Annotated in this window: 16 protein-coding genes; 8 read left to right on the top strand and 8 right to left on the bottom strand. The window is 62.6% G+C overall.

Translation table 11 applies throughout. The features are described from left to right. Positions 1-367 precede the first annotated feature (367 nt). Entirely contained in the window at positions 368-1,717 is a 1,350-nt protein-coding gene (locus C8K18_RS07530; RefSeq protein ID WP_006047461.1) for a replication initiation protein, read from the top strand. 113 nt (positions 1,718-1,830) lie between these two features. On the opposite strand, the gene C8K18_RS07525 is transcribed toward C8K18_RS07530, so the two are convergent. From C8K18_RS07525 to C8K18_RS33065, 3 genes are read right to left on the bottom strand one after another with little or no spacing between them, the layout of a single operon-like run. After that, positions 1,831-2,889 carry a ParB/RepB/Spo0J family partition protein gene (locus C8K18_RS07525; RefSeq protein WP_029967283.1) on the bottom strand — a complete coding sequence of 353 codons (1,059 nt, stop codon included), beginning with the start codon at positions 2,887-2,889 and terminating at the stop codon, positions 1,831-1,833. 25 nt (positions 2,890-2,914) lie between these two features. Further along, entirely contained in the window at positions 2,915-3,577 is a 663-nt protein-coding gene (gene parA, locus C8K18_RS07520) for a ParA family partition ATPase (protein WP_006047459.1), read from the bottom strand. After that, the gene (locus C8K18_RS33065; protein WP_132384547.1) at positions 3,489-3,863 is read right to left on the bottom strand and encodes a hypothetical protein; all 375 of its coding nucleotides are present in this window, start codon (positions 3,861-3,863) and stop codon (positions 3,489-3,491) included. The genes parA and C8K18_RS33065 overlap by 89 nt, the downstream gene beginning before the upstream one ends. Positions 3,864-4,747: 884 nt before the next feature. Here C8K18_RS33065 and arsC point away from each other — a divergent pair. Next, positions 4,748-5,107, top strand: coding sequence for an arsenate reductase (glutaredoxin) (gene arsC / locus C8K18_RS07510; RefSeq protein WP_107707115.1), 360 nt, complete (start codon positions 4,748-4,750; stop codon positions 5,105-5,107). 186 nt (positions 5,108-5,293) lie between these two features. Continuing rightward, the gene (locus C8K18_RS07505) at positions 5,294-5,584 is read left to right on the top strand and encodes a DUF1272 domain-containing protein (RefSeq protein WP_006047456.1); all 291 of its coding nucleotides are present in this window, start codon (positions 5,294-5,296) and stop codon (positions 5,582-5,584) included. A 64-nt stretch (positions 5,585-5,648) separates the two neighbouring features. Here C8K18_RS07505 and C8K18_RS07500 read toward each other — a convergent pair whose 3' ends face one another. Both C8K18_RS07500 and C8K18_RS07495 read right to left on the bottom strand, forming a co-directional pair. Continuing rightward, the gene (locus C8K18_RS07500; protein ID WP_029967274.1) at positions 5,649-5,852 is read right to left on the bottom strand and encodes a zf-HC2 domain-containing protein; all 204 of its coding nucleotides are present in this window, start codon (positions 5,850-5,852) and stop codon (positions 5,649-5,651) included. Next, positions 5,839-6,447: an RNA polymerase factor sigma-70 gene (locus tag C8K18_RS07495; protein ID WP_029967272.1), complete on the bottom strand. Its 609-nt coding sequence runs from the start codon at positions 6,445-6,447 to the stop codon at positions 5,839-5,841. The genes C8K18_RS07500 and C8K18_RS07495 overlap by 14 nt, the downstream gene beginning before the upstream one ends. Before the next feature lie 452 nt (positions 6,448-6,899). On the opposite strand from C8K18_RS07495, the gene C8K18_RS33635 reads away from it, so the two are divergent. After that, entirely contained in the window at positions 6,900-7,031 is a 132-nt protein-coding gene (locus C8K18_RS33635) for a hypothetical protein (RefSeq protein WP_006047453.1), read from the top strand. Between the two features lie 130 nt (positions 7,032-7,161). Here C8K18_RS33635 and C8K18_RS07490 read toward each other — a convergent pair whose 3' ends face one another. After that, the gene (locus tag C8K18_RS07490) at positions 7,162-7,368 is read right to left on the bottom strand and encodes a hypothetical protein (RefSeq protein WP_006047452.1); all 207 of its coding nucleotides are present in this window, start codon (positions 7,366-7,368) and stop codon (positions 7,162-7,164) included. 279 nt (positions 7,369-7,647) lie between these two features. Between C8K18_RS07490 and C8K18_RS07485 the strand changes: the two genes are divergently transcribed. Continuing rightward, positions 7,648-8,202, top strand: a complete 555-nt coding sequence (locus C8K18_RS07485; RefSeq protein WP_053859767.1) for an NADPH-dependent FMN reductase — start codon at positions 7,648-7,650, stop codon at positions 8,200-8,202. A 94-nt stretch (positions 8,203-8,296) separates the two neighbouring features. Here the strand turns inward: C8K18_RS07485 and C8K18_RS07480 are convergent, their stop codons facing one another. Both C8K18_RS07480 and C8K18_RS07475 read right to left on the bottom strand, forming a co-directional pair. Then, positions 8,297-9,406, bottom strand: coding sequence for a hypothetical protein (locus C8K18_RS07480; protein WP_107707152.1), 1,110 nt, complete (start codon positions 9,404-9,406; stop codon positions 8,297-8,299). A 218-nt stretch (positions 9,407-9,624) separates the two neighbouring features. Then, positions 9,625-11,907: a hybrid sensor histidine kinase/response regulator gene (locus tag C8K18_RS07475; protein ID WP_029967267.1), complete on the bottom strand. Its 2,283-nt coding sequence runs from the start codon at positions 11,905-11,907 to the stop codon at positions 9,625-9,627. Positions 11,908-12,582: 675 nt separating this feature from the next. Between C8K18_RS07475 and C8K18_RS07470 the strand changes: the two genes are divergently transcribed. The 3 genes from C8K18_RS07470 to C8K18_RS07460 are packed head-to-tail and all read left to right on the top strand — an operon-like array spanning position 12,583 to position 14,502. Beyond that, on the top strand, positions 12,583-12,951 hold the full coding sequence (locus tag C8K18_RS07470) for a response regulator (protein ID WP_006047448.1): 369 nt from the start codon (positions 12,583-12,585) through the stop codon (positions 12,949-12,951). Continuing rightward, positions 12,944-13,567, top strand: a complete 624-nt coding sequence (locus C8K18_RS07465; RefSeq protein WP_006047447.1) for a chemotaxis protein CheC — start codon at positions 12,944-12,946, stop codon at positions 13,565-13,567. Before C8K18_RS07470 ends, C8K18_RS07465 begins: the two co-directional genes overlap by 8 nt. Further along, entirely contained in the window at positions 13,564-14,502 is a 939-nt protein-coding gene (locus C8K18_RS07460) for a diguanylate cyclase (protein WP_006047446.1), read from the top strand. The genes C8K18_RS07465 and C8K18_RS07460 overlap by 4 nt, the downstream gene beginning before the upstream one ends. The last annotated feature ends 190 nt before the right edge of the window (positions 14,503-14,692 follow it).

The raw sequence follows: 14,692 nt of genomic DNA, 5'->3' as shown, positions 1-14,692 counted from the left end.
AAGGGTGCGCTTGCCCGCCGAGATCGCAGTATTCGCGTCGTCGATCTGTCTGCGTCCCGCTTGCCAGCGCCGCGACCGTGGGCGACGAGCACTGCGGTCCAAAACCCAAAAATTTTTTAAGGTGAGAAGATTCGGGATCAACGAGTTCCCCTTTCCGTCCGCACAAAAAGCGCGGGTTTTTTCCCAAGCCGCGACGCTAAAGGATCGCCGGAATCTCGCGTCAAATGGTCAGGTGAGGGTTTTCGGGAGTCGCCCGAGGTGAGCCGCGTCGCGTAAACTGCCTTCACCCGCAACGGTGAGAGCCGCGCTATAGACGCGTATCACCACAGTCGGTATGCTCTCGCCAAATCCCTCCTTGACCAGACGCATGGCCACGAAGCGCGCCAAGAAAACCGATGTAGTCAGCCCGAGCTCGGCGGAGTTGCGCAAGGCCGTCGAGGCGATCGCCATTCAGCCGAAGAGCGGCAAGATCACGCTGCTGACGCGCAAGCTGTTCAACGTGCTGCTTGCCGTTGCACAACAGGCCGACGAATCGGGCGATACCTACCGCGCGTTGCTGTCCGACATCGTCGCCAATTCCGCTTTCGATTCCAACGACACCGCGCTCGTCAAGGAACATCTGCGCCGTATGGTGTCGGTTCAGGTCGAATGGAGCACCGGCACGTCAAGCCAGAAGCCCGGCCGCAAGTGGGGCATTTCCACGCTGATCGCCGACGCCGAAATTCTCGAAGATCCGACTACGCGGCGGGTCTGGGTGGAGTTCTCGTTCGCGCCGAAGATCAAGAAGAAGCTGCTCGATCCGGTCCAGTATGCGCGCCTGAGCCTGCAATTCCAGAGCCAGTTGCGCAGCAGCGCGGGTCTCGCGCTGTACGAAATCTGCGTGCGCTATCTGACTAATCCGAGCCATCTGACGATGCGCGAATCGTGGGAATGGTGGCGCCCGATCCTGTCGGGCACGCCCGACACGGAAGCCGGCGACGAAGCGAAGCGCGAGTACAAGTACTTCAAGCGCGACTACTTGCGCCCGGCGATTGCCGAGGTTAATGCGGTCACGAACATTTTCGTCGAGCTGATCGAGCACCGCGAAGGCCGGCGCGTCGCCGAAATCCAGTTCCGCGTGACCGAGCGCAAGCAGCCGATGCTCGCGCTCGATGAGCATCCGAACGTATTCGACAGCACGCTGGTGGATCGCATGGTCAAGATCGGCATCCCGCTCAAAGAGGCTCAGACGCTTTACGCGGACAGCGAGGAGAACCGTATCCGCGCGGCGCTGCAGATGACTGAGCAGCGCATGCGTAGTACGTCGTTGCCGCCGGTCCGCAGCGCGCCGGCGCTCTTCAAGGACGCGCTGAAGAAGGGCTACGCACCGCCGGTCGAATCCGTGCCGTCCGTCGGCAGTGCGAAGGCTGCAGTGGCGGCCCCCGCCGACGACCTGAAGGCGCGACTGTTGGGCGAGTATTCCGCGTATCGTCGCCGAGAAGCGCGCGAGCTCTATGACGAGCAGGGCGAGTCGGAACGCGAGATTGCGCGGCAGTCTTTCGAGGAAGAAGAATTGCCGGGGCTCGGCGCTCACATGCGCGACGACTGGCGCCGCCGGGGACTGGACTCGAAGATTGTGGAAACCGCTTTCTTCGATTGGCTCGCTCGCAAGACGTGGGGCGAACCGACCGATGGCGATCTGCTCGCCTTTACGCTGAGTCAGTCGCGCGCGGCCTGATTGCGCCGCGCCTCGCCGCATGCCGCTCTGATTGCTGGCGGCGGCGATTGGCTTGCGCGCCGTTGTGCCGCCGCTTCGTTCTGCGCCTGGTTCTGCGCTTTGTTCCGCGTCTATTACTTCAACATCTTCTCGATCTGGCGAAGAATGTCGTCGCGCTTTTCACGCGTGAGACCCTTCAGGCGCAACTCGATCCGATCATCTCCGTACGACTTCAGGTCGCCCACCGATACGCCGTCCAGCTTGATTTCCAGCCGCTGCGCGTAGCGCTGGCGACCCGCGGGCTTGGTGCTTTCCTGCGTGGTTGCCCTGCCTTTGACGATGTCGGCGACCTGCCGCGTGCTCAGGTCGTCGGAGATGATTTTGTTGATGAGGCGCAGCGTCGCGTCGGCACCGCGCGCGGTGTGGTAGCGGCCCACTTGATAAGCCATGTTGGAGCCGAAACGATCCGGCCGCGCGACCATCTCGTGCATGACCGCTTCCGGCAATTTGGCGATCGACAAGGCGACTGCAACCGTCGACTCGTCGAGGCCAAGGTGCTCGGCAAGTTCCTTCTGGCTCTGGAAATGGCGATCCTCCAGAAAGCGTTTCCAAACGACTGCATTGTCGAATACGGTCTGCGAATCACGTTGGACGTTGAGGTCGTAGCCGAGCTTGTAGCTCTGGATTCCGATTGGCAGGTCGATAACGATCGCCTTCACCGATTCCTTGTTTGCTTCCTTCAGCGCGCGCACGCGTCGGCCACCGTCACTGACGAAGTAGGTGCCGGGATTGTCGTAGTCGGGAATGACGTGAATTGCCTGCTGCTGCCCTTGCTTCGCCAGATTGACGGCCAGTTCGGCGATCGACGACTTCAGATAAAAATGCCGCGGATTGAACGGGCTCGGCTTGATGGTCTTCAACGCGAGTTCGATCACCTGGCCGGGGCGATACCCGTGTTCCATTCTCCACGCGCGGTAGGCGGCGGACTCGTTTTCCGTATCAACGGTGTCGAGGTCGGTGTGCGCCTGCGGGATCACGGAAGACAAGGTCCGCGCTGTCCCGTCTTGGGACTTCGCGACGTTGTTCTTGACCAGACCGTCGATGGCGTTCAGGCGGTCAAGTGCAGTTCGTTTCTCGCTGCTGGTCGTATCAGGACGTGCTTGAAAGCCTTTGGCGAATTGGGAGGGTTTCATTCAGGGTCCTTTATGCGCATAAACTTCACGGGAGCAAGGCGGCGATCTCATTCGCGCACGCCCGTACTTCGATCGCGGCGAGCTTCGCGCCTCGATCGCTCATCTGTAGCACTGTTTGACCCAACGCCATCGCCTGCTTGTAGGCTTCGCGCGTGGGGATCTGGGTCTTAAGGAGAGGAAATCCAAGCTCCTCCAACGCGCGCTTTAGTTCACGCGTGAGCATCCGTTTCTCTTCCGTCTTGTTCAAGAGGAATACTGCGCGCAGGTCTTCGTTCATGACCTGCGCCTGCTGAACGAGTTTGACGAGGCCGATGCTCGACCAATAATCGGCCGGCGATGACGACGTCGGTATGACGGCGACGCTTGCCGCCAGTAGCACGACGCCCGACACTTTTTCGGTGATGGAAGGCGGACAGTCGACGACGATGATGTCGTAGTCGGCCACGAACTTCTTGATCTCGCGGTGGATCTGGCTTCCGGCTTCGGAGAGGTTGACAACGGGGAACGGGATGCCGGTATCACCGTCGGATGAGGCGCTCGCCCAGTGGATCAGAGTGTTCTGACCGTCGGCGTCGACGACGAGGACCCGTTTCCCCTTCTCATGAAAAGCTGCCCCGAGGTGCATCGCGATTGTGCTCTTCCCGACACCGCCCTTCTGTTGAGTTACCGCGATGATTTCCGCTGCCAATGTTCACCTCCTTTTTTAGACGCAAAAGGATTTTACCTGGATGATTTCGCATTTCAATCGTTTCTTGTGTAAAGAGATAGAAATGGCCGATCGGGTTAGGTTTATGCGCATAAAGAAGGCGGGTGAAACTGGCGATTCGGAGGTTGGGGAGAAATGCTTCGCGGTTTGTGCTGTGCGGATGCGCCTCGTACCCGTCGATGTCGTGCCGGTCCCCAAAGATCGATTGGGGCGTCCTGGCGATGAATGTGACGCGTGCCACGGTGGGCTCATGCGTCGGCTTGCCCATGCGATCTCGTATTGCGGATAAGGCATGGGCACGAGGCATGAGACGCGAGAGACGCGAGAGACGCGAGAGACGCGAGAGACGCGAGAGACGCGAGAGACGCGAGAGACGCGAGAGACGCGAGAGACGCGAGAGACGCGAGACGCGAGACGCGGGAGCGGGCGCGGGCTTGGCAGCGTGGCGCGTGGGCGCAATGCAGTGGGTTCGTTCCGAAGCGCCCGAAGCGATTTATGCGCATAAAGTCGCGTCTATCCCGGAGTGCTTGCGCGTGTCTTTGTGAGTCGACGCGATTGGTAGGTCCGTGGGCCACGTGTTGCGAGGGGCGAGGGGCGACTTGACGATCACCATGCAGTACGCAGTGTCCCGTGCGAGGCGAAGCCTGACTACCAACCCTGCAAACTAGACGTAACAACTGTCTTGGGTGAGGCTAGAGCTAACGCCTGCCCGGAGCGGTTTATGCGCATAAACCGCGGTCCGCGCGATCGGCCTCTCTGTGACGTATCGCAAAAGCCGCCAGAAAAAAATGAAAGCGGCGTGCAGGCAAGGCACAAGCTTCGGGGACCCGCCAGCGAACGACCAAGAAACACCGCCTGCTCTATCGCACAAACGGACAGTCAACCGTTGCAAGACAGTCCTGCGCGCATTAGCCGCCTAGAAGAGGTGCTCAACGACGCATCTAGCCCCGCCACCCATCGCCACGAAGCGTCCCGGATCCGCACAAATCTCCTGGCGCTCGCGTCGTTAGCAGTCCGCGCCTCGCACCACCGACACCCAACCCACGCCCACAAACCCCAACCTCTCCGACCCGAGCGGCTAAAATCAGGCCAAGCCCCATCCCCGGAACGAAACGACTGACTGCCTCACCCACCTCCTTTACTCACCGCCCGATGATCACCATCTACCACAACCCCCGCTGCTCAAAGTCCCGCTCGACGTGCGAGCTAGTCACCGCGCAATACAACCGCGATGAAGAACCCACAACAATCATCGAATACCTGAAGCAACCGCTCACAGTCGCCGAATTGCAGGAGCTGAACCGACAACTCGGCTCTCCCGTCCGCGACATGATCCGCGACTCGGAGCCCGAATATAAGGAACTGGGTCTTTCCGATGCGACGCTGTCGGACGCTCAGTTATACGAAGCATTGGCCGCGCATCCGATCCTTTTGCAGCGACCCATCGTGGTGCGGAACGGACGAGCCGTGATAGGCCGGCCACCCGAAAACGTAGCGGCGTTGTTCGTCTGACGCCGTTGCTGCCTGCTCCAGTCGCGAGGCAAAGCACGAACGCAACTTGCAAACGCCAATCACTCTGGCAGCAATTGACGCAGCGCTGTCAGTTGCGAAAACGCCGTGCCACCTACACTGGCGCTGCGCTCAATGCCAGCCAGGTTCGTCAGCGCGCGAACCGAAAGAACTTGATGCGGAGTCCGAATGCTTGAACTACGACCGTCCTGTGAAGGATGCGGCAAGTCGCTGCCGCCGAACGCGTCCGACGCGATGATCTGCACCTACGAATGCACTTTTTGCGAAGTATGCGCACTCACCACGTTGCGCAACGTGTGCCCGAACTGCGGCGGCAATTTCCAGCATCGGCCGATACGCACGCGCGCGCAATTAGCGAAACATCCGGCGCGCGATGAACGAAGCCCCGTCTCAATCGACGAAGCCGCGCACGCACAATTCCTCGAGCACTATCACAACACGCCGCCCGGCGAACGGTAACGCTCCGAGTCGCAACGGGCATCACCCGGCACGGCGAGACAAGCCAAGGCAAGCCAACGCGACGTCAATCGTCGCCGCTCGCCCCGCCAGACGTCGAAATGCCGCTCATCGTGTGGGCGGCTTCACGCAGCAGTCGGATCTGTTTGCGATAGTTGCGGCAGCCGCTGCACGTCGGCAAATGCAGCCGGATGGCGACCCATTCGCCGGTCGTCAAGGAACGATCGAGTGCATCGGACAACAGGCGAGTGATGTTCTTACACTTCCCCATTGGCGTCCTCGCTGGATAGACCCTTCTCGCTCAGGCACGTCCGCAAGCGCAGTCGCGCGCGATAAATCAGCACACTGCAATGGTTCGCGGTCATCTGCAATTCGGCGCAAATAGCGTCGGTGTCGAGGTCGAGAAATTCACGCATCATGAAAACGCGGCCGATGTGCTCAGGCAGATGCTCCAGGCACATCTCGAACAAAGTCCAGAACTGTTGCTGACGCAGCGCCGTTTCCGGTGTGGGCCACGGTCGGGGCTTGGTCTGCTGCGACCAATGGCCGTTGTCCTTGAACAACTCGCGATCCAGCAGCGCCTCGTCCTCGAGTTCGGACTCCAGCGCCGAGAGATTCACCGTGCGTTGCCGGGCCCGCAACGTATCCACGAGCTTGTGCCTCAGGATGCCGAATACCCACGTCTTATGCTCCGATTGCCCGGCAAACCGGTCGCTCTGCGTCCAGGCGGCCGCCAGCGCTTCCTGGACGGCGTCTTCGGCAGCGGCGGCATCGCGCAACTGAAGGCGGGCGAAACGCACTAGGTCCCGGCGAAGTCGCGTCAGGTAAGCGCGATCGTCGAGTGCGGCGCCGCTCACCTGCGCCACGAAAAGCTCCGCGGCACATTTCGCGGCACGCGCAGGGTGTCGTTTGAATAGTTGTCGCTCATAAGCCGGGCGTCTGTCTCGTACGAGGTTCGAAGATGTGCGCCATTCTGCCGTAGGTTGCGGCCCAAGCGAATGAGTAATGGACATGCGCGATTCCCCATCGAGTGATTCAAAGGGTTCTGTCGCGCCGCGCCGCCGGTTTATGACGAACGGAAATTGATTATTGCGGAGATCGAAAACCGGACGCCGTGCTGATATCGAAAGCCGTAAGGCCGCCGGCAAACGCAGGCAGGCAACGGCGCGGCCCCAAAGAACGCTCGGCGCCGGCACCGATCATTTCAAAAAGCGAAAAGATGTCTTCCGGTCTTCCCCATTTTTACGCGGACACCGAATGGCTATTCTTCGTCCGTCGATCGACCGAGATCGCTGCCAACACCCTGAGGAGTAGCACCATGAAACGCATTCTGTCCGCCCTGATCGCTTCCATCGCACTGTTCGCCGCCGCTTCGGGCGCAGCCGAGGCCGCCGCTCCGTCGCAGTGCAACGGCCCGGCGTCCTACTGCAACGTGTTCTTCGGCAACTGATGGCCGGCGCCGGCTACACGAACCCCGAGCCGACGCAAACAAAAAAGGGCGCCCATTAAAAGGCGCCCTTGTCACATCCAACACCAGCGCGGCAACCCACGCCGCCCAGCGCACAGCGCACAACAGACCGCTACGACTTCCCGCTGCCGTCCATGCCGGCGCCGGTCCGCCACACCTCTTTGCCGCGCTCCGACAGCTTCCCGCTGCTATGCGTCGCGTCCGCCTGCGTGCCGTCAACGGCCATCTCGCCGCCCGGTTGTTCCAGCGAGCGCGGCTTCTCCTTTTTGCGAGCCGCGACGGCTTCATCGTGCGATTTTCCTGCGTGATCCAGACTCATGGCTGATCCTCCGTGAATGCTTGCTGCCTCCAAATGGCATAGGCCGGAGGCAGGCTTGATTGACAAGGCAAAAGTACCAGTTATCCACAAGGTTATTCAGTAAATCTGTGGATAACTTTTGCTGGCCGTGGCTTATCCACCGGCCTAGCGCAAACCCGCCATACTTTTCCGCCGATTCACCGCTCTGGCGCTCGACCACGCACCTGCACCGGGCTTTTTGCCTATGATGAGCAGTTCGTACCCTTCGCGCCTCGAGCGCCTAATCCAAGGAAGCGAATCATGGCCCTACATATCGCAGTCGTCGTCGGCAGCCTGCGCCGCGAGTCGTTCAACCGCCAGTTGGCGCAAGCCGTCATTTCTCTCGCGCCGCCCGACTTCACCTTCGAATTCATCGACATCGGTTCATTGCCGCTTTACAGCCAGGAGTACGACGCCGACTTCCCCGAAGTCGCCAGGCAACTCAAGCAGCGCGTGGAAGCCGCCGATGGCCTGCTGTTCGTCACCCCCGAATACAACCGCTCGATTCCCGGCGTGCTCAAGAACGCGCTCGACTGGGGTTCGCGCCCGTGGGGCAAGAATTCCTGGGGCAACAAGCCGGGCGCGGTGATCGGCACGTCGGTCGGCGCGACCGGTTCGGCTCTCGCGCAACAACATCTGCGCAATGTGCTTGCCTATCTGGACGTCGCCACGCTCGGCCAGCCCGAGGTGTTCATCAAGCACGACCCGGCGGTCATCAACGAGAAGGGCGAAATTCTCAACGACGGCACGCGCAAGTTCCTGCAAAGTTTCGTCGACCGCTACGTGACGTGGGTGAAGCGGCATACCGCCGCCTAACGCCGGCACCTACGCTTCGCAAGACAAGCTGCTCACATCAGCCGATGTCAAATGCAGCGGCGGCGCCATCGCTTGATGGCCCGCCGCTGCAGGTTCATACGTGATGATGCCCGGTCACGCGCTCCCAGCCGTGACGCACGGCGAGCTTGAAGCGCTCCCACGTGCTGTTCTCGGCCGACGTCGATTCCCAATGACGCCGCGCTTCCGGCTCGACGTCATCCCACGCTCGATCGCGATAACGCACGTCCTTGCCGATCTCCGCGCCGTAGCGGTAGGCCGGCACGTAATCCTCATAACGCGAGTCGTCGGCGGCGTACTGCTCGTCGTAATGCGTGCGGAAGTCTTCTTCGTATTCCAGATATTCGTTCGGAATCTGGCCGCTCAGGCCCGCGGTCGGCTGAGCGGTGCCCGACACGACTTCGGACGGCTGCATCACCGCGCCCGAACCCGGCGCCGAGCCCGCGGCAATCGCGCTGCGTCCGACATCGCCGGCCAGCGGATCGCGCACGGGTTCGCCGAGCCGATCGGCGGTCGGCCGCTCGCCAAGCGGCGGCGGCACGAAGGGTTCCGCGTCAGTGCTGCGCGGCGGCGTGGAATACAGCGGGTCGGCCGTTACATCCGACCGTGCGGCGCCGGCATTCGGAGCCGCGCTGCCGGGCGTCGCCACGCCAGCGGTCGGCGGCGTCGTCGTTCCGGTTCTCGGGGATGTCATCGTGTCCCGGCTCCCGACGCCCGTCGTTCCGACCTCGGAGCCGCGTGTGGCGCCGGGCGTAGGCGTGCCGATGCCCAGTTCGTCGAGCAGCGAATGTTCGCGCGCGGTTTCGGTGCCGGTTTGGTTGCCCCAATCCGGCGAGCGCTCGCCGATGTCCGTCGCGCCGAGCCGCGTCAGCGTGTTGCGAGCGAGTTCCGCGTGCGATTCGCTGGCGGCGTCGATGACGACCAGCACAGCCCCGCGACGCAGCGCTTCGCTGTAACGCGCCGTCTCCGGTGCGCGCGGGCCGCTCGCGAAGAGGCTCGCCAGAAACCGCTCAATGTTCGCGAGCACGCCCGAACCGGCGACTTCGTCGGTGGCCGAGCCGACCGACGGCTCGGCGTTTGCCTGCAATTCGATCGTCTCCCGCGCGAAACCGGTCTGCACCAAGGTGTCGCGGGCGGCTTCGGCCTCAGCGTAGGTGTTGAATAAACCAATCACGGTATGTCGCATGGCTGCCTCCCGTTTGGCTACGACGGACAGCGCAGCGCGCGCCATCCCCATTACCTGTCGGATGCCGCAACGTTCATGCCGGAACGCGGCCATGCGCCGCCCGCCCGCCGCCGTGGGCGTGAGCGAAACGCTTTGTCGACCCGCCGTGGCCGCGTCAACCGCGCTTTTTACAATTCCGCGTAACGGGAGGAAGAGGCAAAAAGCCGCCGGCGAACCGCTTATTGGACGTGATGCGCCGCTGGATCGAGGCCGCTCTGAGCGAGTTCATGCTGGATTGTCTTCAGCAAGCTTTCGAGCAGCGCGATGTCGAACGGTTTGGAAAGCACCCGCACGTTGACGTGCCGCGCGCGATCGAGCTCTTCCGCGTAGCCGGTCACGAGGATGACCGGCAGCCTCGAGTCGAGCGCCCTGATCGCCTCGGCGAGATCGATGCCGTTCAGGCTTCCCGGCATATGGATGTCCGACAGCACGACGTCGAACGGCAGCGGCTCGCCGGTGCGCATTTGCCGCGTGTGGGCGTCGTCCAGAAGGCCCAACGCCATGTCCGCATTCAATACGCAGGTGACGTGGTGGCCCATCATCTGCAGCAGCGCTTCGGTGCCGGCCGCCACTTCCTCGTTGTCCTCGACCAGCAGAATGCGCAGCGCGTGCTGTGCGCCAAGGTCGTCGGCGCCGGTTTCGATCGGGCCGTCGACGGTCGCTTCTTCCGTCGCCCGCGGCAAATAGAGCCGCACGGAGGTGCCCGCGCCGACCGCACTGTCGATCGCGGCCAGCCCGCCCGAGCGCTCGCAGAACGCAAACACCTGCGGCAAGCCCAGCCCCGTGCCCATGCCCTTCGCCTTGGTCGTGAAAAGCGGCTCGAAGGCGCGCGCCAGCACCTCGGGCGCCATGCCGGCGCCGGTGTCCTCCAGCGACAACTGCACGAAATCGCCCGTCAGCGGGAAGCCGTCTTCATGACGGAACGTGATGTTGGTCGCGCGCACGGTGAAGCGCCCGCCGTTGGGCATGGCGTCGCGCGCGTTCACGGCGATGTTGATGAGCGCGAGTTCCAGTTCGGCGACGTCCACGCGCATCGGCCAGATATCGACGCCGATATCCATCACCAGGGAAACCTTCGCGCCGAGCGACGCGCGCAGCAGATCGCGGCACGCCGGCAGCCAGCGTTCGAGCGCGACGGTTTCGTTGCGAAGCGGCTGTTTGCGCGCGACGCCCAACAATTGCCGCGTGAGCGACTGGCCGCTTTTCAACGCCCGTTCCATCGCCGACAGTTCGCGGTCGAGCCCCGCCGCGCCGCGCCGCCGCGCGACCTGGACGTTGGCCGAGAGGATCATCAGCAGATTGTTGAAGTCGTGCGCGACGCTGCCGACCAGCGTGCCGAGCGCTTCCATCTTGCGCGACTGCCGGTACGCCGATTCGATCGAGCGGCGCATGGACGCTTCCGCCTGCCAGCGCGCCCACGCTTCTTCTTCGGCGCCGAGCCGCCGCAACGACAGCCAGATCACGCACCAGAGCGCGACGGACGGCGTGAATATCGTCAGGAACAGCACCGCGAGATGCCGATACCAGGCGGCCCACATCGCCGACGCGCGATAACCGCACATCACGTACACCGGATACGAGCCGACGTGCCGGAACGCGACGATCATGTTGTCGCCGTCGATGTTCGAGTGCATGCGCGTGACGCCGGCGCGGCGTCCCTCTTTCATCGCCTGGGCGAACGGCGAATCCGCGGCGACGGCCGCCGGCTCGCGCGGGCGGCGCGGATAGTGCGCGAGAACCGCGCCGTCGGCGCGCACGAGCGTCATGGTCATCGGCAGGCCGTCGTTGCCGCCGAGCAGCTCGCGGTAGAACGCGTCAAAATAGCTCGGGCGCAGCGCGACCGACACGACGCCCGCAAACGTGCCGTCCGGCGCACGTCGTTCCACACCGGTGTTGAACACCTGCTCGCCGGCGACGTGCCCCGTCATCACCTTCGATACATGTTCGAGGTCGCGGCCCTCGCGAAGGCCGACGAAATCGTCGCGCTCGCCGATCGACACCACCGGCGCGGGATAAAACCGGCTGCTGACGAGCAACGCGCCGTCGCGGCCGAAAATCGACACGGCGGCCACTTGCGGATAGCCGCCGCCCATCGTTCGCACTTTCTGGTGAATGACCGCCGCGCGCGCACGAATGCCGTCGTCGTCAAGGCCTTCCGTCAAATCGACGATGCGCGTGTCGAGCGTTTCGTTCATGTCGAACACTTTCAGCGCGTGTTCCTCGGCGACGCGCACGGTCCGCAGCGTCATGTCGGTGGCGTCGGCTTCGCGGGTGCGCAGGTCGCTGAACGCCATGGCCGCGACGTAAAGGCACGGCAGCACGACCGCGGCCACAAGCAGCGCGATCAAAGTCATACGCCGAACCTGAAAATTCTGCTCCGGCACGGCGGGAAATACCGCCTCGCCCTGCCCGTCAGCGGAAAGGCGGCTCGCTCGATGCGGGTCGAACCGGTCTTGTGTCATTAATAAACGCTCGGTGTTTCAAGGCGGAAAAAGAAAGGATATGAGAAGCATAGTCGCAGAACGGCGGTAGAAGTTACCGTTATGAACTGGGCTTGCCGCTTTAATGCGTAATTCGTCGCCCTTTTAAAACAGTGACAAATCGAGAAGCGCAAACGTACACAAAAGTATAAACGGTATAAAAACGATTATTATGCGGCGCGTATGTTTTCGAAAAGCGCCCAACCAAGGAAGATATTGTTAGCGGGACGCGAATACCGTGTATTGCTTTTCGGCTGCTTTACTTCGAGAATCGACGCACGATAAAAAGTGCGTCCGCCATGTTCGAACGCACACGCCGCGAGGGCACCGGATCATGCGTACGCGCGTGAGTGCCGGCGTTCGCGGAAACCACGCGCGCGCGGCACGGAATCAGCCAGGTTCAGCGAGCCGCGCCGATTCATATACGGGGTAGGCTCAACACATGCCGGTCATAGCCGTCGTCCGCCGCACACGCGCGCATTCCTGCGCGAGCAATGGTTACGCCAGGCGCGCGTCGCCGCGCCTTCTCCACGTCTTGCCGTTCTCCGCTTTCCCGCCAGCATCGGCGCGGTTCGCCGCGCGCCGTCAGACTTCTCCCTAAAGAGATCCCGCTACCCGCCGTTAACACGCACGAGCTCATTCCGTCTTTCGTCCGCCATGCCTTTGCCTATCGTGATCGCCGATGATTCATTGCTTGCCCGCAAGGTGCTCACCAAGGCATTGCCGCCGGACTGGGACGTCGACGTGTCCTACGCCACGAACGGACGCGAAGCGCTCGCTTTGTATCGTCAAGGGAAAGCCTCTGTGATGTTCCTCGACCTGACCATGCCGGACATGAACGGCTATCAGGTGCTCGAGGCATTGCAGCATGAGGATCTGAATACCTTCGTCATCGTCGTCTCAGCCGATATTCAGCCGATGGCCCAGGCGCGCGTGCGCGCGCTCGGCGCTGCGGCGTTCATCGCCAAGCCCGTGACGCCCGAGGCGGTACTGCCCATCCTCAAGGAGTACGGGTTGTATGTCTGAGCCAGTCCTCACCGAAGATCAGCGCGACGCGCTGCAAGAGGTCGCCAATCTGGCGATGGGTCAAGCCGCGACGCGTCTCGCCCGGCTGCTCGATTCGTTCATCGAGTTGTCGGTGCCGCGCGTGAGGGTGGTGGCGGTCAGCGAGGCGGCGCAGGCGCTGCGCGAGATGACCGGGATCGAAGACCCGGTGAGCGCGGTGCGCCAGGGTTTCCGCTCGGACATCAAGGGCGAGGCGCTGGTGATTTGCCGCAGCGACAGCGTCGACGATCTGTGTGCGCTCGTGAGCGATCCGTACTCGCGCTCGGCCTACGAATCGGTGAGCCAGAAAGAGTTGATGTTCGACGTCGCCAACGTGCTGACCGGCGCGTGCGTGTCATGCATCCTCGACCAGCTCGGCCGCACGCCGGTGTTCTCCGCGCCCGGTCTTCTCGGCGACGCCATGACGCTCGACGAAGTGTTCCAGCCGGGCGTGCTGCAATGGGAAGTCGCGCTGCTCGTCGAGGTCAATTTCACGCTCGAAGACCAGAGCTTCCGCGCGCATCTCGTGATGCTGATGGCGGAAGAATCCATCCGCCACATGAACGACGCGCTCGACGCGTTGCTGTCCAGCCTATGAGCTCGCCCGCGCAATCGTTGAGCGACCTGGTCGTGGAGCGTGTCGGCTTCGGCATTTTCGTGCTGGATCGCGACATGAACGTGCTGATGTGGAATCGGTTCATGCAGGACCACAGCGGTTTGTCGGCGGAACAGGTGGTCGGCAAATCGCTGTTCGTCCATTTTCCCGAACTGCCGCGCGTGTGGTTGTCGCGCAAGATCGAAAGCGTGTTTCAGTTGGGCAGTTTCGCGTTCAGTTCGTGGGAGCAGCGCCCGTATCTCTTCAAGTTCGATCACGACCGGCCGATCACGGGCGGTGTCGATTACATGCAGCAGGACTGCACGTTCATGCCGCTCACTCGCGAGCGTGAAGTGGTGGCCGTGTGCGTGACGATCTCGGATGTGACGCACGTGAGCATCGTGCAGCGCGAGCGCGAAGAGGCCGTCGCGAAGTTGCAGGAGTATGCGGATCGCGACGGGCTCACCGGCATTGCCAACCGCCGCTATTTCGAGGCGCGTCTGCTCGACGAATACACGCGCTGGCAGCGCTACGGCGGCGACATGTCGGTGCTGCTGTTCGATCTCGATCACTTCAAGAAGATCAACGACCAGTTCGGCCACGGCGTCGGCGATACGGTGCTGCGCGTGATGGCGCAGCGCGTCGCCGGCGTCGTGCGGGCGCAGGACACGTTTGGGCGTTTCGGCGGCGAGGAGTTCGCGTTGCTGCTGCCGTGCACGCCGCTCGAGGACGCAATGCGCGTCGCCGAAAAAATCCGCTGCACGATCGCGGATACGCCGGTCGAAGTGCAGGGCACCAGCGTGCCCGTGACGGCGAGCGTGGGCGGCGCGGCTGCGCGCCCAGGGTTGCCCGCCTACGAGGTGCTGATCAACGAGGCCGACGCGGCGCTTTACAGCGCCAAACGGCAAGGACGCAACCGCTCGGTGGCGTTGACGTGACATCGTCTGTCGCCGGGCGATCTGGCGGCTCGCTCCCGTATACAGCAGCGGAAACTGCGTCGTCCGACAAACGTTGATATACTTTTCGCCGTTTCCGGCATCCCAGCCGTCTGTTTCGCGCGTGTCCGCGCGCGCGGACCGCCCGCCCTGCGGCGAGGCATAAAAAATTCCTGAACGCCTTTCAGCGGGC

The sequence above is a fragment of the Paraburkholderia sp. GV068 genome (assembly GCF_003058125.1).
GTDB classification, from domain to species: domain Bacteria; phylum Pseudomonadota; class Gammaproteobacteria; order Burkholderiales; family Burkholderiaceae; genus Paraburkholderia; species Paraburkholderia graminis.
This window is presented reverse-complemented; position numbering and strand designations above follow the sequence as displayed.